14 protein-coding genes are annotated in these 16,627 nt (G+C 66.0%); 7 read left to right on the top strand and 7 right to left on the bottom strand.

The genetic code is table 11. The annotated features are described in order from the left end of the window. Window positions 1-20 precede the first annotated feature (20 nt). The 4 genes from NLM31_RS11855 to NLM31_RS11840 form a co-directional block, all read right to left on the bottom strand. On the bottom strand, window positions 21-2,564 hold the full coding sequence (locus NLM31_RS11855) for an HWE histidine kinase domain-containing protein (RefSeq protein ID WP_254192312.1): 2,544 nt from the start codon (window positions 2,562-2,564) through the stop codon (window positions 21-23). Next, window positions 2,561-3,145, bottom strand: coding sequence for a biliverdin-producing heme oxygenase (locus tag NLM31_RS11850; protein ID WP_254192311.1), 585 nt, complete (start codon window positions 3,143-3,145; stop codon window positions 2,561-2,563). Before NLM31_RS11850 ends, NLM31_RS11855 begins: the two co-directional genes overlap by 4 nt. A 128-nt stretch (window positions 3,146-3,273) precedes the next feature. Beyond that, window positions 3,274-3,405, bottom strand: coding sequence for a DUF1127 domain-containing protein (locus NLM31_RS11845; RefSeq protein WP_254196173.1), 132 nt, complete (start codon window positions 3,403-3,405; stop codon window positions 3,274-3,276). Window positions 3,406-3,494: 89 nt separating this feature from the next. After that, a complete protein-coding gene (locus NLM31_RS11840) occupies window positions 3,495-3,938 on the bottom strand; it encodes a nuclear transport factor 2 family protein (protein ID WP_254129341.1) in 444 nt (147 codons plus the stop codon). Between the two features lie 91 nt (window positions 3,939-4,029). Between NLM31_RS11840 and NLM31_RS11835 the strand changes: the two genes are divergently transcribed. Together NLM31_RS11835 and NLM31_RS11830 are read left to right on the top strand one after the other, a co-directional pair. Beyond that, entirely contained in the window at window positions 4,030-4,944 is a 915-nt protein-coding gene (locus NLM31_RS11835) for a LysR family transcriptional regulator (protein ID WP_254192310.1), read from the top strand. Between the two features lie 55 nt (window positions 4,945-4,999). After that, window positions 5,000-5,734, top strand: a complete 735-nt coding sequence (locus tag NLM31_RS11830; RefSeq protein WP_254192309.1) for an FkbM family methyltransferase — start codon at window positions 5,000-5,002, stop codon at window positions 5,732-5,734. Between the two features lie 40 nt (window positions 5,735-5,774). On the opposite strand, the gene NLM31_RS11825 is transcribed toward NLM31_RS11830, so the two are convergent. Beyond that, entirely contained in the window at window positions 5,775-6,395 is a 621-nt protein-coding gene (locus NLM31_RS11825; protein WP_254192308.1) for a glutathione S-transferase family protein, read from the bottom strand. A gap of 139 nt (window positions 6,396-6,534) precedes the next feature. Here NLM31_RS11825 and NLM31_RS11820 point away from each other — a divergent pair, with 139 nt between their 5' ends. Further along, window positions 6,535-7,809, top strand: a complete 1,275-nt coding sequence (locus NLM31_RS11820; protein ID WP_254192307.1) for a flavin-dependent oxidoreductase — start codon at window positions 6,535-6,537, stop codon at window positions 7,807-7,809. Between the two features lie 186 nt (window positions 7,810-7,995). Here the strand turns inward: NLM31_RS11820 and NLM31_RS11815 are convergent, their stop codons facing one another. Then, the gene (locus tag NLM31_RS11815; protein WP_254192306.1) at window positions 7,996-8,418 is read right to left on the bottom strand and encodes a PaaI family thioesterase; all 423 of its coding nucleotides are present in this window, start codon (window positions 8,416-8,418) and stop codon (window positions 7,996-7,998) included. A 252-nt stretch (window positions 8,419-8,670) separates the two neighbouring features. Between NLM31_RS11815 and NLM31_RS11810 the strand changes: the two genes are divergently transcribed. Further along, window positions 8,671-10,416 (top strand): sensor domain-containing diguanylate cyclase, encoded by a 1,746-nt coding sequence (locus NLM31_RS11810; RefSeq protein WP_254192305.1) that lies wholly within the window; start codon window positions 8,671-8,673, stop codon window positions 10,414-10,416. 3 nt (window positions 10,417-10,419) lie between these two features. Here NLM31_RS11810 and mutY read toward each other — a convergent pair whose 3' ends face one another. Then, window positions 10,420-11,517, bottom strand: coding sequence for an A/G-specific adenine glycosylase (gene mutY, locus NLM31_RS11805; RefSeq protein ID WP_254192304.1), 1,098 nt, complete (start codon window positions 11,515-11,517; stop codon window positions 10,420-10,422). A 123-nt stretch (window positions 11,518-11,640) separates the two neighbouring features. Between mutY and NLM31_RS11800 the strand changes: the two genes are divergently transcribed. The 3 genes from NLM31_RS11800 to smc all read left to right on the top strand — a co-directional run bounded on the left by NLM31_RS11800 (window position 11,641) and on the right by smc (window position 16,608). Further along, complete coding sequence (locus tag NLM31_RS11800) at window positions 11,641-12,132, top strand: DUF721 domain-containing protein (RefSeq protein WP_254129333.1); 492 nt, start codon at window positions 11,641-11,643, stop codon at window positions 12,130-12,132. 137 nt (window positions 12,133-12,269) lie between these two features. Further along, window positions 12,270-12,926: a DsbA family protein gene (locus NLM31_RS11795; RefSeq protein WP_254129332.1), complete on the top strand. Its 657-nt coding sequence runs from the start codon at window positions 12,270-12,272 to the stop codon at window positions 12,924-12,926. Window positions 12,927-13,143: 217 nt separating this feature from the next. Beyond that, entirely contained in the window at window positions 13,144-16,608 is a 3,465-nt protein-coding gene (gene smc / locus NLM31_RS11790) for a chromosome segregation protein SMC (RefSeq protein WP_254192303.1), read from the top strand. The last annotated feature ends 19 nt before the right edge of the window (window positions 16,609-16,627 follow it).

Raw genomic sequence — 16,627 nt, 5'->3', positions numbered from 1 at the left:
GGCGCGGCGATGGGCGCGTGTCAGACCGTCGCCCGCTGCAATTTGCCGAGCGCGTGCTCGACCACTTCCAGCGTGTAGGGCTTCTGCACCACCGGCGCCGAGGCCAGATCGACCGGGATCGGCGCGCGCTCGCCATAGCCGGTCGCGAAGATGAAGGGCACGCCGATCTCCTTCAGCTTCATCGCCACCTTGATGCTGCTCTCATTGCCGAGGTTGAGATCAAGCAGCGCAAAGTCCGGGCGGGTGCGCTCGATCGCGCGCAGCGCCTGGTCGACGCTCGCTGCCGTGTCGACATGTCGCGCCCCCAGATCCAGCAGGATGACCTCCGCCGCCATGGCGATAATGAGATTGTCCTCGACGATCAGGGCCGTGTCGGAAATGCGGGGGCGAGCGGGCTGTTGTTCCTCGACGCGCATTTTGGCTCCTGCGATTGATGGCACCAGCTCGACAAAATTTGGCGGGATGACGAACCTGGCCTGGACCCCCAGCAGATCGAAGCGGATTTCGGCTTCGCCCTTGAGATCGAACGGCACGGACCGCTCGATGATGGTGGTGCCGAAACCGCGGCGCGACGGCGGCTGCACCGGCGGGCCGCCGCTCTCCTTCCATTCGATCTCGAGGCTCGAATTCGGGTCGACCCGCCACACCACCTCGACCTGGCCGGTGGAATCGGCGAGCGCGCCGTATTTGGCGGAATTGGTCATCATCTCATGGACGACGAGCGCCAGCGTCGCGAAGGCCTTGGGATCGAGCGCCACGTCCGGTCCACCGATCTTCACGCGGTCCGCGCGCGAGCCGAGATAGGCGCCGGCCTCGGATTCGAGCAGCGTGCGCAACGCCACCGGCGCCCAGTTCAGATTGGTGATCTGGTCATGGGCGCGCGCCAGCGCCTGGATGCGGCCGCCGAGCACGGTGGCGAATTCGTCGACGCTTTTGGCGGTGTCCTTGCTCTGCGCCACCAGCGCACGGACGAGGCTCAGGATGTTGCGGACGCGATGATTGAGCTCGGCAATCATCAGCTCCTGCCGCTCCTGCGCACCGCGGCGCTCGCGGGCGGCGAGGTCGGACAGTTGCAGGATCACCTCGAGCAGGGTCACGCGCAGGCTCTCGGCGATACGGATGTCCGCCGCCGACCACGGCTTCGACTGGCCCGCGACCGTTTCCTGCCACAGCTCGAAGCTCTTGCGCGGCGTCAGGCGCGGCCCGTTCGGGCCTTCCTCATAGACCTTCTCGGGCGCGCCCGCCCAGGTCACCGAGCGCAACACCTCGCGGCGAAAGAAGATCAGGCAGTCGCGCGGGGTGCGCGAGATCGGAATGGCGAGGAAGCCGGCGGCACGATCGCGAAACACCTCGCCGGCCGCATAGAGCTTTGCAATCTCCGCACTGGCGCAGATGCGGCCCGGCGAGGTGCGGTTGATGAAGGTGACGAGCTCCTTGACCTCGTCCTCGGTCGGCGTCTCGCCATCGAGCATGATCTTGTTGTCGGACCAGATCGCCACGCCGTCACAGGCGATCATCCTGCGGTAATCGCCGACGAAGTCGACGATCGCGCGCCGGCTGTGCTCGTGGGTCGCAGCGGTCTCGATCAACCGTTCCTGGATCTTCTGGGCGCTGGCCTCGTAGGCCACGTCGCCCTCGCGCTCGCGCCCCTCCACGATCCAGGAGAACATCTGCCCGAACAGCTCGGAGGCCGTGCGCTTCTCGAACGAAATGTAGTGCGGCGAGTAATGATGGCAGGCGAACAGGCCCCAGAGCTTGCCGTCGCGCAGGATCGACACCGACATCGAGGCGCCGACGCCCATGTTGCGTAAGTATTCGACGTGGATCGGCGACACCGAGCGCAGCACGCTCATCGAGAGATCGAGCAGCCCCGCATTGTGCGTGGCCGTCGACACCAGCGCCGCCGGCTTCGCATTGATGTCCGCGATGATGCGCAGCCAGTTGCGCTGATAGAGGATGCGGGCCTGCTTGGGGATGTCGGAGGCCGGATAGTGCAGGCCGAGAAACTTTTCGAGGCCCGTTTCGGCGGCCTCCGCGATCACCTCGCCCGACCCGTCCGGATGGAACTGGTAGACCATGACGCGGTCAAAGCCGGTCAGCACCTTGAGCTGGCGCGCCGCCTCGCGGGCAAGATCGGTCATGCCGCGGGTCTTGCGGATCCGCTCCAGCATCAGCCGCACGAGCTCGCCGGAATTCACGTCCGCCTCAATGACGCTCGGCTCGGCCTCGACGACAAGATAGGCGCCGGAGAAATGGATGGAGAGATCGTAGAGCGGCTTGCCGGGCTGGATCTCGACGCCGAACACGCGCTCGGTCGAGTCAGGACCGCCGAGCTGGTCGACGCGGCTGCGGATGGTCTCGATCGCGGCTTCCGAAAAGACGCCGGCCAAGGGCCGCTGCAAGAGGTCGGTGACGTCGGCGCCGAGAAAGCTGCCGGCATTGTCCGAGGCCATGCAGATGGTGAAGTCGGACAGCAACGTTAGCAGGAAGCCGAACGGCTGCACGCTGCCGGGAATGTGGATCGGCTCGCGATCGCAATTGGTGAGATTGACCGCCTCGTTCATGCGCGATCCGCCGCCTGCTCGAATGCGGCAAACGCGCTGCGCGCCGCTTCGATCGCCTCGTCCTCGTCGCAGCTATGTTCGCTCGCAAGCTTCGCCAGAAAACTCTGCCAGAGCCGTTTTCCCGCACCATGGTCGAGATAGGCCGTGGCCTCGGCCATGCGGGGATCGGCCGCATCCGCGATCGCTTTCAGCAGGAATTTGGCGCCGAGCCGGGAGCCTTCCAGCACATACATGGTGCCGATCATGCCGCTGGGCGTCAGCGGCGGCACCGACACGGTGGCGCGCGCCTCGCCGCCGAGCCGGTCGAGGTCCGCCGCGATCGCGGCGCTGCGTGCGCGCTCCGGCCAGTCCGTAAACAGCCTCGCGACCCCGCCTTCCACAAGCCCCGCTTCGAGCGGCAGCAGCGCGCCGGCGCTGGCCTGAAGAAAGCGGCGATAGCCGGCGAGGACGGTGAGATCGAATGCGGACATCTGCGCATCCAGTTCGCGATGCGCGGCCGCAGTCGCATCTCTCAATCGTTCGCGAAGTCCGGGAAGGCTGTGCCCCACACGAGTTGAAACGTCCAAAGCCCCGGCCAGCATGAAATTCCCGAACGCGCGCAATGCCGGAGCGCGATTGCTCCGGAACTGTGCAAACGTTGGCGGGAACCCAAAGGTTCCCGCCAATGGTCGAAAAAATGGAGGCGAGGCCATGCGCCCCGCCTCCCCCTTTATTTTCGCCGCCGCGGTTTATGGAGCTCGTACTCGATCTCCGCCCGGGTCATCCCGCAGTCTTGCAGGTCCCGCTCGGTCATGGCGGCGAGCTGAACCCGGTCCCGCGACCGCTCCCGACGGGCTCGCATGATCTTGACCAGGGCCCCCCAGGCCCGCGCGACAATCGCCCGCCATGACGGACCGCACCGACCGGCGGACGCGACGCCACTCACTGAGCTCAGCTCGCGGCCCTCACCGGCGTCTGCGGAAACGGTCCGAGGGCCTTCTCGGTCAGGACCGAGTCGCAGTACTCGCGGATCTCCTTGATCTTGCCGTTCTCGATCCGAAACACCAGGCAATAGTCGTTGTCGTAGCGGACGCCCTCGGGCGTGATGTTATCGCCCTTGGCCTCCACCACGACGATGTCGCCGTCGGCGATGAAGCGCTCGGCGACCGTGCGCGTCCGGTCGCGCAAGCGGGTGCGCACATAGCCGTGCAGATCGTTGAGGATCTCGTCCTTCCCTGTGAAGGTGCGCGACCAGGAATACTGGCCGGTCACGATCCATTTGGCGTCGTCGGCAAGGCTCGCGGTGAACAGCGAACGGTCGCGCACAGCCGGGTCGGGGCTGGCGGCGGCGGCGAAAATATCCTGCATCAATTTCTTGTTGGCGCTCGCGCTCATGGCGGCATCTCCGTTTGGTGGCAACACGGAGAGCATCGCCGCCCGACGGTAATTCTTCAAATCGATAGCGAATATGATATCTATTCACCTCATGAATTTGAATTCACTCGATCTCAATCTATTGACCGCGCTCGACGCGCTGCTGCGCGAGGCCAATGTCAGCCGCGCCGCCATGCGGATCGGGCTGTCGCAGCCGGCCACGAGCCACGCGCTGCAACGCCTGCGCGACATCTTTGGCGACCCGCTGCTGGTGCGTACCGGCGCGCGGATGGAGCTGACGCCGCGGGCGCAAGCGCTGCGCGCGCCGCTGGCGCAGGCGCTCGACCAGGTGCGCGGGCTGTTCGTGCCCGACGAGTTCGACGCGGCACGCAGCGAGCGGGCATTCCGCCTGATGATGCCGGATCTCGCGGTCGAGCTTCTGATGCCGCCGCTGATGGAGAAGGTCACTCGCCTTGCGCCCAACGTCCGCATCGACGTCGTGCCGTGGCGGGGATCGGCGATCTTCCATGCGGACTTCGCCCGCACCATCGACCTCGTCATTTCGATCGGCAACGCCTTCAAGGGCTTTCACCGCCAGTTGCTCTACACCGACATCGACGCGCTGGCGGTGCGGCGCGGCCATCCGATGGCGGCGAAGTTGAAGCGACGCGAGACATTCCTGGCGGCTCGCCATGTCGGCGTGATCATCCGCGGCGCCAGCGAGGATCTGATCGACATCTGGCTTCGTACCAAGGGCATCGAGCGGCACATTTCGCTGGTGGTGTCAGGCTATCTCGAAGCGCTCCACGTCGCCGCGCGCACCGACCTGGTCGCCTTCGTGCCGCGCCGGCTGATCGCGGCACTGTCGAAACAGCTCGGCCTCGTCACGGTGACGCCGCCGCTCGATCCAGGGATCGACGAGCAGTTCCTGTTCTATCCAACGCGGGCGCAGATGGACCCGGGCTCGATCTGGCTACGGCGGCTGATGCTGGAGACGGGACGGGAGCTGGAAAAACACAAGCGATAGGCGCCAAAGCGACGTCGCAGGTCACTCGACTTGATACGAGCCCTCAGTGCCTTTAATGAGCCAGCCACAGGAACCGAAGGGGATCAACAGCATGCTGGGCCCGCACCAACCACTTGGATGGTTGATCCGTCTTCCGTTCAAGCTGGTTTCGCCATCGTCCGTCATGCGGGTGCTCAGCGGGCCGAACCGGGGTCTGAAATGGGTCGCGGGGGCCGGCAACCAGAGTTGCTGGCTCGGCACCTACGAAAGCGATCATGCCAGGGCGATCGCCGCTCGCGTGAAACCGGGCATGACGGTTTTTGATGTCGGCGCACACGCCGGATATTACACCCTGATGCTTTCCAGGCTTGTTGGACCACAAGGCCGTGTCCTCGCGTTTGAAGCAAACTCCGCCAACGCGACGAAGCTCCGCAAACATCTGGATCTCAATAACATCAAGAATGCCGAAGTCATCGAGGCAGCGGTCACCGATCGGGTCGGAGAGACCTTCTTTCATGCCAACGAGGGAGCCAGCGCCTACGGTTACATGGGGAAGATTTCGGGATCGGGCACGCCCGTCAGGACAGTGCGGCTCGACGATTTTCCCACTCCGGACCTGATCAAGATGGATATCGAGGGCGCCGAGACGCTGGCTCTCACGGGCGCGGCGCGGCTCTTGTCCGAGCACAGGAGCGCGATCTTCCTGGCCCTGCACGACGGCGCCTTCGAACAGGCGCCGTCCATCTTGAAGCAGCATGGTTACCGGATCGAGCCGGCCGGAGAGCGCGAATTATGGGCCACTCCGACCTAGCTTCGTAAGGCCGGTCAGCCGGCCTGCTATCTCCGGGCTCTCACGCCTTCTGCGCGTCCATCACCTTGCGCACGGCGGGGCGGTCCGACATGCGCTTGAAGTGATCGGCGATCTTCGGCGTGGCGTTGATGTCGACGCTGTCGCCCTCCAGCCAGTGCGAAAGCGTGTGGAGGTAGGGATCGCAGACCGTGAACTGGTCGCCCATCACCCAGGGGCCTTTGAACATCTTCTGCTCGATCAGGGAGAAGCAGGCTGCCATGGTCTCCGGAACCTTCGCCTTCATGTCGGCGAACGAGCTCTCCTGCGTCGCCCAGCGCGCGCCACGCATCTTGTGGGCATGGTTGATGTGCGCGGTCGAGCAGAGATAGGAGTTGAACGATTGCACCTGGGCAAAGTCGAAGGGATCGTCCAGCGGCGCGAGCTTCGCCTTGGGGAAGGTCTGCGCGATGTAGGCCAGCATCGCCGGCGTCTCGGTGAGGACGCCGCGATCGGTCACCAGCGCCGGCACCCGGCCCTTCGGATTGATCGCGAGGTACTCCGGACTGTTCTGCTGGTTGTCCTTGAAGCTCAGCCGTTCAGCCGTGTAGTCGGCGCCGGCCTCCTCCAGGGTCATGTAGGTGGCGAGCGCGCAGGTGCCGGTGGCGTAGTAGAGCTTGAGCATGTCGGACCTCATGGGAAAATTGGAAACTAACGGCTGCGGGCCGCCAGGTCCATAGCGCGCGTCTCGGTGCTCCTGCTCTTCGCAGTTGCCCACCGCGGCCCGGCTATGCCAAGACGCCCGCAGTCGGAGGGGTTTGGTCATGACGGTACTCATCGCCGGCGGCGGCATCGGCGGGTTGACGCTTGCGCTCAGCCTGCATGGAATCGGCGTTCCCGTGAAAGTGTTCGAGAGCGTCGCGGAACTGAAGCCGCTCGGCGTCGGCATCAACGTGCTGCCGCATGCGGTGCGCGAGTTGATCGAGCTCGGGCTGATGGACAAGCTCGACGCCAGCGGCGTGCGCACCCGCGAACTCGCTTATTTCTCCAAGCACGGCAAGCCGATCTGGAGCGAGCCGCGCGGGCTGGAAGCCGGCTACAAATGGCCGCAGTTCTCGATCCATCGCGGCACGCTCCAGCAACTCCTGCTCGACACGGCGGTCGAGCGGCTCGGTCGCGACAACATTCTGACCAGCCATCATCTGACCGGCTGGACCGAGACGGGGGGCGGCATCCGCGCCGACTTCATCGACCGGGCCACCGGCAAACCCGCAGGCTCCTATGATGGCGCGATCATGATCGCCGCCGACGGCATCCATTCCGCCGCGCGAGAAAAGCTCTATCCGCAGGAGGGCCCGCCGATCTGGAACGGCCGCATCCTCTGGCGCGGCGTGACGCCGGCAAAGGCCTTTCTCAGCGCCCGCACCATGATCATGGCCGGCCACGAGATCCTGAAATTCGTCTGCTACCCGATCTCGAAGGAGCCGGATGCCGCGGGCCATCATCTGATCAACTGGGTCGCCGAGCGCCATATGCCGCCGACCTATCAGTGGCGCCGCGAGGACTATAACCGCACCGCGCGGCTGGATGAGTTCCTGCCCTGGTTCGAGAGCTGGCAGTTCGACTGGCTCGACGTGCCCGGCCTGATCAGGAACTGCCCGCACGCCTACGAATATCCGCTGGTCGACCGCGATCCGGTCTCGCAATGGACCTTTGGCAAGGTCACGCTGATGGGCGATGCCGCGCATCCGATGTACCCGATCGGCTCGAACGGCGCCTCGCAGGCGATCCTCGATGCCCGCACCATCACCCGCGAGATCCTGGCGCATGGTCCGACCACCGCGGCGCTGCTCGCCTATGAAGCCGAGCGGCGGCCCGCGACCACCGACCTCGTGCTGCTCAACCGCAAGAACGGTCCCGAGCAGGTGATGCAGCTCGTCGAGGAGCGCGCGCCGGATGGCTACGATGTCGTCACCGACGTGCTGTCGCAGAAGGAACTGGAAGACATCGCCGCGAACTACAAGCGCGTTGCGGGTTTCCAGGTCGAAGCGCTGAACGCGAAGCCGCCGATCGTGAGCGGGGATGCGCGGGCGAATTAGCTCGTCGGCCGGCCGCGGGTTCCCCTTCACCTCGCCCCGCTTGCGGGGAGAGGTCGGATTGCATCGAAGATGCAATCCGGGTGAGGGGGTACAGGTCTCTCGACAATCTTACTCGCGGAGAGAGGCCCCTCACCCCACCCTCTCCCCGTAAGAACGGGGCGAGGGAGCGAGAGATGGGTGCCCACCTCACTTCATCACCACCCTCGCCGCTTCCAACAACCGCTCGCTCGCACTCGCCGTCGCCAGCACCGTGCCATCCTCCGCCATCAGCTTGGCCTCGACGAATGCAATCGTCTTGCCGAGCTGCGTCACCTGCGCCTCGCCGATGATCGGCCCTGGCCTTGCAGGGCTGAGAAAATTCACGGTCATGCTGATGGTCGTGGTGTAGAGCCGGCCCGCGCTCATCACGAGCACCGCAGGCCCCATCGTGTCGTCCAGCATGGCGGAGAGCAGGCCGCCCTGGATGAAGCCGGCGGGATTGCAGAACTCAGGCCTGCCGTCGAAGCCGAGCTTGATCCAGCCGTCCTCGGGACGGGCATCGAGCAGGCGCCACCCGAGCAGCTCGGCGCAGGGCGGTCTCTTGAAGTTGTCGAGCGCGGTCTTGACCATGCGAACCTCCGTGACCGTCAAGACCTAGCGTAGACCTGCTGACACCCTCATGGCAGCAGGCGATCCGCCGCAGCACGAAACTCCCGGAGAATTACGGAAAACTGTACGAATTCAGGGCATTGCGCGCCCGATTAAGCCCGCTTCAACCAACCGGTTTCACGACCGATTCAATACGATCCAATTGGGCAATCGGCCGGTAAGCGGTTGGAAGTTACGACATGGCATGAGCGACGGTGACACCGGAGCCTTTCCATGCGGACTTTCCTTCAACGGATCACAGACCACCTGCACGCGATCGAAGATCGACTGACGGTGCGGACGCAGATCGCTGCGGCCGTCGCTGCCATGTCCATCGTGCTCGTGGGAACGCTCGCCGCAGGCGCCGCACTGATCAGTTATAAGCGCACCGCCGCGCTGGTCGAGAACAGCCTGGCCGGAATTGCATCGACCACATCCGGCCGGCTCGACCGTTTCATGGCGACGCGCCAGCAGGAGATGAAGCTGTTCGCCGAGCTCCAGCCGATGCAGCATCTGTGGCAGGGCAATCCCGACGAGTTGCGCAGCGCGCTCGAGGCGCTCCAGCATTCCTTCGATTTCGCCTGGATCGGCTTTGCCGATATCGACGGCAACGTCGTCGCCTCGACCGGCGGCCTGCTGCAAGGCAAATCCGTGACCGCGCGCCCCTGGTTCAAACAGGGTCTTGAAAAGATCGCCGTCAGCGACGTGCACGAGGCGATCCTGCTGGCCTCGCTGCTGACGCAGCGCGCCAACAACGAGCCTTATCGTTTCGTCGATATCGCCGTGCCGGTCCGCGATGCCTCCGGCAAGGTGCTCGGCGTGCTGGGCGGACATCTGGACTGGACCTGGGCCAGCAACCTGATCAAGGACGCAGAAGCCAACGACGGCAATACCGATACGCGGCTGACGATCCTGAGCAAGGGCGGCATGGTGCTGGTCGGTCCGCAGAAGGAAACCATCCGCTACGGCGGCGACCAACTCGCCGACATCCTGAAGGCGCGCGACGGTACCTTCCGCGAGACGGCGGACGGACAGCAGATGCTGACGGCGTTCCACGTCGGCCACGGCTACCGCGACTACCAGGGCCTGAACTGGATCGTCACCGCAAGCCAGCCCGCGAGCGTGGCGCTCGCCGCCGCGATGTCGTCAGCGCAAACGATCCTGGCGATCGGCGGGGTCACCGCCCTGATCGCGCTGTCGCTGGCCGTGCTGGTCTCGCGCCGGGTCGCAGGCCCGATCATCGCGCTGACGCAGGAGGCGGACCGTATCGGACGCGCGCATGGGCCGACCATGCTGGCGCGGCAGAGCGGCTCGGTGGAGGTCGTCCAGCTCTCGCGTGCGCTGCGCTCGCTGCTGCGCCGCATCGGTCATGCCGAGGAACGCACCAAGGAAGCCGAGCTGCGCGCCACCGAAAATGCGATGCAGCTCCAGGAGGACATGCTGAAGCTGCGCCATCTCGCCGACACCGACTTCATGACCGGCCTGATGAACCGCCGCTCCTTCCTCGCCGTTGCAGAAGACGCCGTCGCGTTCAGCCGCCGCTACAAGCGCAACATGGCGACCTTGATGATCGACATCGATCATTTCAAGAAGATCAACGATACCTACGGCCATGCCGCCGGCGACGACGCCATCAAGCGTGTCGCCGAGATCGTCAGCCAGTCGATCCGAACCACCGACAAGGCGGCCCGCTTCGGCGGCGAGGAGTTCGTAGTGCTGTTGCGCGAAATCGACCAGGAGACTGCGATCCTGCTCGCCGACCGCATCAGGTCCTCGATCGAGAGCGCCACGGTGCGCCATGGCGACACCGTCATCCCCCTCACCGTCTCGGTCGGGCTTGCACTGTTCGACGAAGCCGACCGCGACGTGCAGGACGTCATCGAGCGCGCCGACCAGGGCCTCTATGTGGCCAAGAAAACGGGGCGCAACCGCACCTACCTGATGCCGGCGGAGGACGAACGCGCCGCGCGCGCCGCCTGAGCCTCAGTCCAGCGCGTGCGCGATCACCTTGCGCATGACGTTGGGCAGCGCCTCGTCGGCGAGCGTCGCGATCGGCACCCAGCGCATGCCTTCGGGCGCGCGCGTGCGCGCCTCCGCCTTCGCGGTGTAGACCACGAGCTCGAGCGGGAAATGCGTGAAGACGTGGGTGACCACGCCGACCTTGCGCTGCCATCGCGACAGCCCTTCTAATTCCGGCGCCTGCTGTTTTGCCGCCGTGTCCTCTTGTCCGGCGCGCCAGTCGGAGCCCGGCACCTCGGTCATGCCACCAAGCAGCCCCTTCTCAGGCCTCGAGCGGACCAATAGCTCGTCACCGCGCGTGATGACGAAAGCGGCCCCACGCCGCAGCGTTCCGCTCTTCTTCGGCGCCTTGCGTGGAAACGTCTCCTGCGTGCCCTGCGCACGCGCCGTGCAATCCGCAGTGAACGGACACAGCGAGCAGGCCGGCTTCTTCGGCGTGCAGATCGAGGCGCCGAGATCCATCAAGGCTTGCGCGCTATCGCCGGCGCGGGAATTGGCGAGCAGCGTTGCCGCCAGCTGCTGGATCAGCGGTTTTGCCTGCGGCAGTTCCTCCTCGACCGCGTACAAGCGCGACACCACGCGCTCGATATTGCCGTCGACGGGCATGGTGTGGCGGTCGAACGCGATCGCCGCGATCGCCGCGGCCGTGTAGGGCCCGATACCCGGAAGCGCACGCAGCCCCTCTTCCGTATCGGGGAAGACACCGCCGTGCTCGCGCGTCACCGCCACAGCGCAAGCGTAGAGATTGCGCGCCCGCGAATAATAGCCGAGCCCGGCCCACATCCGCAGCACATCATCCTGCGAGGCGTTCCCCAACGCCGTGACATCCGGCCAGCGCGCGACGAATTTTTCGAAGTAAGGCCCGACCGCCTTCACGGTGGTCTGCTGGAGCATGATCTCCGACAGCCAGACACGGTAGGGATCCGACGTCTCCTCCGGCGCGGCGCGCCACGGTAATCGGCGGCGATGGCGGTCGTACCAGGCGAGCAACGCGATCGGCCGCGATGACGCGACCGGCTGCGTTGGTTCCGACTTGGCCTTGAGGGCAGATTTCGGGCTCATGCGGTTACTGTAGCGGCCTCACTCCAATCTCTCCACGTCATGCCCGCGCCCGTCGCGGGCATCCACGTCTTTCTTCACGGCGACAGAGCCTGTGGCTCACGCGCCGGAGTGCTATAAGGGCCCATGGCCAAATTCCCTCCCAAACCCGGCCCCATCAGCGCCAAGCCGCTCGGGATCCTGCTCAACGACGTCTTTGCCGAGGCCTATGCCAAGCAGGGTTTTGCCGCGCGCGAGCTGGTGACGCGGTGGGAGCAGATTGCGGGACCCGAGATCGCCGCCCATGCCGAGCCGCTCAAGATGCAATGGCCGCGGCCGGTCGAGGGCCAGCCGCAGGAGCCGGCGACGCTGGTGTTGCGGGTCGAGGGCCCGATGGCGCTGGAAATCCAGCACTCGGCCGACGTGATCCTGGAGCGGGTGAACCGCTTCTTCGGCTGGAGCGCGGTCGGCAAGCTCGCCTTCCGCCAGGCCCCCCTGTCGCGTGCCCGCCGCCCGGCCCGGCCCGCCCCGCCGGACCCCAAGGCCGTCGCCAAGGTGGCGGAGAGCCTGGGGGATATCGAAGATGAAGAACTGAAGACGGCGCTGGCGCGGCTCGGGGCCGCCATCAAGCGAAATTGAGCCTCATTTCGCGGCCAATCTGGACCCGTCCCTGCCGCTCGCCATTGCCTCAAACCACGTTTCAAGCTAGCGACAGGCCGCCCGGGAACCCTGATGGGAGCTCAGGGCGCGAGACCACGCCAATTCGGGAGCCGACCTTGATCATCACCCGCCGCGCCTTCACCACGATGCTGTCGCTGACCGGTCTTGCCGCGCTCGCCGGGCTCTCGCCGCTGCGGTTCATCTCCGAAGCAATGGCTCAGGCCGCCGGCGATGTCGCCAAGCCGGTGTCGCTGCCCGACATGGCGCTCGGCCCGAAGGACGCCGCCGTCACCATCACCGAATTCGCCTCGATGACCTGCCCGCATTGCGCGGCCTTCAACGAGCAGGTGTTCCCCAAGATCAAGTCGGAATACATCGACACCGGCAAGATCCGTTACGTCTTCCGCGAGTTCCCGCTCGACATCAAAGCCGCCGCCGGCTCGATGCTGTCGCGCTGCATCGCCAACGGCGACGCGCCGAAATATTTCGCCGTCACCGACATGCTGTTCCGCCAGCAGAACGACTGGGTGATGAAGAACACCACCGAGACGCTGACGCGGATCGGCAAGCAGGCCGGCCTCACCCAGCAGCAGGTGGAAGCCTGCCTGAAGGACCAGGCGCTGCTCGACAAGATCGCCGCCGACCAGAAATATGCCAGCGACGTTCTGAAGGTCGATTCGACGCCGACGTTCTTCATCAACGGCGAGAAGATCAAGGGCGAGACCTCGTTCGAGGAATTCGCGAAGAAGATCAATCCGCTGCTGAAGAGCTGATTCGCTCGTCAAGATCCTGATTCGCATCTCGAAAGCCGTAGCTTTCCCGGCATAAATCCCTTGGGAAAAGCGGCTTTCGCAGGTTGCCCTCGCGGCACACCACGGCCATTGTCCGCCGCATGAGGCGCCGAGCGCGACTCGCCCCAGAGAGTGACATTGCCTTCCGTGGTATTGTCTCGGCAGGGGGATTCGCGCCTGCCAACAGAGATGCGTGCTTATGAAAATCACCCGCCTACGCCTGCACGGCTTCAAGTCCTTCGTTGAGCCCACGGACTTCGTCATCGAGCCCGGCCTGACCGGCGTGGTCGGCCCCAACGGTTGCGGCAAGTCGAATCTCGTCGAGGCGCTGCGCTGGGCGATGGGTGAGACGTCCTACAAGAGCTTGCGCGCCGCCGACATGGACGCGGTGATCTTCGCCGGCTCCGGCAATCGTCCCGCGCGCAACCACGCCGAAGTGACGATGACGATCGACAATGCCGATCGCACCGCGCCTGCGGCGATGAACGACAGCCAGCTGCTCGAAATCTCTCGCCGCATCGAGCGCGAAGCCGGCTCGGTCTATCGCATCAACGGCCGTGACGTCCGCGCCCGCGACGTGCAGATCCTGTTTGCTGACGCCGCCACCGGCGCGCGTTCGCCCGCCCTCGTTCACCAGGGCAAGATCGGCGAAATCATTCAGGCCAAGCCCGAGCAGCGCCGCCGCGTGCTGGAAGACGCCGCCGGCGTCGCCGGTCTGCACGCCCGCCGTCACGAAGCCGAGCTGCGGCTGAAGGCGGCCGAGACCAACCTTACCCGCGTCGAGGACGTGATCGGCCAGCTCTCCGGCCAGATGGAAGGCCTGAAGAAGCAGGCCCGCCAGGCGGTGCGCTATCGCGAGGTCGCGGCCAAGGTCCGCAAGGCGGAAGCCACGCTGTTCCACCTGCGCTGGATCGGCGCCCATGCCGACGTCAATGAATCCGGCCAGACCCATGATCTCGCCGTGCGCGAGATGGCCGAGCGTACCCAGCATCAGGCCGAAGCCGCCCGTATCCAGGCGATCCGCGCCGCCGAAATGCCGGCGCTGCGCGATGCCGAAGCGCGCGCCGCCGCCGGCCTGCAGCGCCTGACCAATGCCCGCGAGCTGCTCGACCGCGAGGAAGAGCGCGCCAAGGAGCGCGTCGCCGAGCTCGAGCGCCGTCTCGCCCAGTTCGAGGGTGACATCTCTCGCGCCCAGCAGCAGACCATGGACGCCGACGTCGCGCTGCAGCGGCTCGACACCGAAGATGCCGAGCTGAAGGAAGAGATCAAGTCGCGCGTCGAGAAGCGCTCCGGCGTCGACGAGCGCGTCGGCGAAGCCGAGGCCGTGCTGACCGAAACCGAGCAGCAGTTTTCCGAGCTCACCACCGCGCTCGCCGACCTCACCGCCAAGCGCAACCAGCTCGAAGCCAACGTCCGTACCCACCGCGACAAGCTCGCGCGTCTCGACCAGGAGATCGCGAACGTCTCCGCGGAAGAGCAGAAGCTGGCCGCCGACACCGGCGGCTTCGGCGATCTCGACGAACTGACCGCCGTGGTCGAGACCGCCGAGCAGACGCTCGCCGCCTCCGAAGCTGCCGCGCAGGCGAGCGAAGCCGCGCACGTCGCCGCGCGCCAGACGCTGGAATCCTCGCGCTCGCCGCTGGTCGAAGCCGACAAGCGCGTGCAGCGGCTCGATACCGAGGCGCGCACGATCTCCAAGATCGTCAACGGCGAGACCAAGAATCTGTGGCCGCCGATCATCGACGGCATCACCGTCGACAAGGGCTTTGAAAAGGCCATCGGCGCCGCACTCGGCGACGATCTCGATGCGCCCGTCGATCCGTCGGCGCCGATGCGCTGGACCAATGCCGGCGTCACCGAGGGCGATCCGGAACTGCCCGAAGGCGTCACGCCGCTCGCCAACCATGTTCAGGCGCCAGCCGAGCTGACGCGCCGCCTGGCGCAGATCGGCGTCGTGCCGCGCGAGCGCGGTGCCGAGCTGGTGTCGCAGCTCAAGACCGGCCAGCGGCTGGTTTCGCCCGAAGGCGACGTCTGGCGCTGGGACGGCTTTGTCGCCGCCGCCCACGCCCCGACCGGCGCCGCGCGGCGTCTCGCCGAGCGCGCCCGTCTCGTCGACATCGAGAACGAGCTGGAGCAGGCCCGCATCGACGCGCAGATCAAGCGTCAGGCGCTGGAAAACGCCGAGTCCGAACTGCAGATGGCCGCCAGCACCGAAGGTGCCAGCCGCGAGGCCTGGCGCGCCGCGCAGCGCGAGCTGAACGTCGCACGCGAGCGCCACGCCACGGCCGAGCGCGAGATCAGCCGCCACGCCGCGCGCAAGGCGACGCTGTCGGAAGCGCACAGCCGTCTCGCCGCCGATCGCGCCGAGGCCGAGGCCGCCTACGAATACGCCGAGGCCGGCATCAGTGAGCTGCCGTCGAGCGAGGACACCGAGACCCGTCTCGCCGCCGTCCGCAGCGACATCGAAGGCCATCGCCGCATGGCCGCCCAGGTCCGCGCCGAGGCGCAGGCGCTGGCGCGCGAGGCTGAGCTCGCCGACCGTCGTGTCCAGGCGATCCTCGCCGAGCGCACCGAATGGCAGAACCGCAAGGAGAGCGCGGCCTCCCATATCGACACCATCCAGACCCGCATCACCGAGGTCTCGATCGAGCGCAGCGACCTCGAGAACGCACCCGCCGTGTTCGCCGAGAAGCGCAGCGCGCTGATCACCGAGATCGAGTACGCCGAGAACGACCGCCGCATGGCCGCCGATGCGCTCGCCACCGCCGAGACCGCGATGGCCGAGACCGATCGTGTCGCCAAGCTGACCCTCGAAGCGCTCTCCAGCTCGCGCGAAGCCACAGCGCGCGCCGAGGAGCGCATGGAAGGTTCGCGGCGCCGGCTCGAGGACATCGAGCGCGAGATCCGCGACATGCTCGAAGTCGAGCCGCAGGCCGTCGCCGGCCTCGCCGAGCTCGAGCCCGGCGCGGAGCTGCCGCCGCTGCACGACATCGAGGAAGACCTCGAAAAGATGCGCCGGGATCGCGAGCGCCTCGGCGCCGTGAACCTGCGTGCCGAGGAAGAGCTGCGCGAGGTCGAGACCCAGCACACGGGCCTCGTCACCGAGCGCGACGACCTGGTCGAAGCCATCAAGCGGCTGCGCCAGGGCATCCAGAGCCTCAACAAGGAAGCGCGCGAGCGGCTCCTGACCTCGTTCGAGGTCGTCAACAACCACTTCAAGCGTCTGTTCGTCGAGCTGTTCGGCGGCGGCGAAGCCGCGCTGCACCTGATCGAAAGCGACGATCCGCTGGAAGCTGGTCTCGAAATCATCGCAAAGCCGCCGGGCAAGAAGCCGCAGACGCTGTCGCTGCTCTCGGGCGGTGAGCAGGCGCTGACCGCGATGGCGCTGATCTTTGCGGTGTTCTTGACCAACCCCTCGCCCATCTGCGTGCTGGACGAAGTCGACGCACCGCTCGACGACCACAACGTCGAACGCTACTGCAACCTCCTGCACGAGATGACCAGCTCGACCGACACGCGCTTCGTCATCATCACGCACAATCCGATCACGATGGCGCGGATGAATCGTCTGTTCGGCGTCACCATGGCCGAGCGCGGCGTCTCCCAACTCGTCTCGGTGAGCCTGTCCGAAGCCGTGGACATTCTCGATCAGAACGTGGCGTGATATCTCTGCCGTCATTCCG

Source organism: Bradyrhizobium sp. CCGUVB4N (genome assembly GCF_024199945.1).
Taxonomy (GTDB): Bacteria; Pseudomonadota; Alphaproteobacteria; order Rhizobiales; family Xanthobacteraceae; genus Bradyrhizobium.
This window is presented reverse-complemented; position numbering and strand designations above follow the sequence as displayed.

Bases quoted from the DNA above. Each gene is read 5' to 3' on its own strand.
- NLM31_RS11845 (WP_254196173.1), bottom strand. From the start codon at position 3,405: ATGCGAGCCCGTCGGGAGCGGTCGCGGGACCGGGTTCAGCTCGCCGCC.
- smc (WP_254192303.1), top strand. From the start codon at position 13,144: ATGAAAATCACCCGCCTACGCCTGCACGGCTTCAAGTCCTTCGTTGAG.
- NLM31_RS11850 (WP_254192311.1), bottom strand. From the start codon at position 3,145: ATGCTGGCCGGGGCTTTGGACGTTTCAACTCGTGTGGGGCACAGCCTT.
- NLM31_RS11810 (WP_254192305.1), top strand. From the start codon at position 8,671: ATGCGGACTTTCCTTCAACGGATCACAGACCACCTGCACGCGATCGAA.
- NLM31_RS11825 (WP_254192308.1), bottom strand. From the start codon at position 6,395: ATGCTCAAGCTCTACTACGCCACCGGCACCTGCGCGCTCGCCACCTAC.
- NLM31_RS11855 (WP_254192312.1), bottom strand. From the start codon at position 2,564: ATGAACGAGGCGGTCAATCTCACCAATTGCGATCGCGAGCCGATCCAC.
- NLM31_RS11830 (WP_254192309.1), top strand. From the start codon at position 5,000: ATGAGCCAGCCACAGGAACCGAAGGGGATCAACAGCATGCTGGGCCCG.
- NLM31_RS11815 (WP_254192306.1), bottom strand. From the start codon at position 8,418: ATGGTCAAGACCGCGCTCGACAACTTCAAGAGACCGCCCTGCGCCGAG.
- mutY (WP_254192304.1), bottom strand. From the start codon at position 11,517: ATGAGCCCGAAATCTGCCCTCAAGGCCAAGTCGGAACCAACGCAGCCG.
- NLM31_RS11800 (WP_254129333.1), top strand. From the start codon at position 11,641: ATGGCCAAATTCCCTCCCAAACCCGGCCCCATCAGCGCCAAGCCGCTC.
- NLM31_RS11820 (WP_254192307.1), top strand. From the start codon at position 6,535: ATGACGGTACTCATCGCCGGCGGCGGCATCGGCGGGTTGACGCTTGCG.
- NLM31_RS11840 (WP_254129341.1), bottom strand. From the start codon at position 3,938: ATGAGCGCGAGCGCCAACAAGAAATTGATGCAGGATATTTTCGCCGCC.
- NLM31_RS11835 (WP_254192310.1), top strand. From the start codon at position 4,030: ATGAATTTGAATTCACTCGATCTCAATCTATTGACCGCGCTCGACGCG.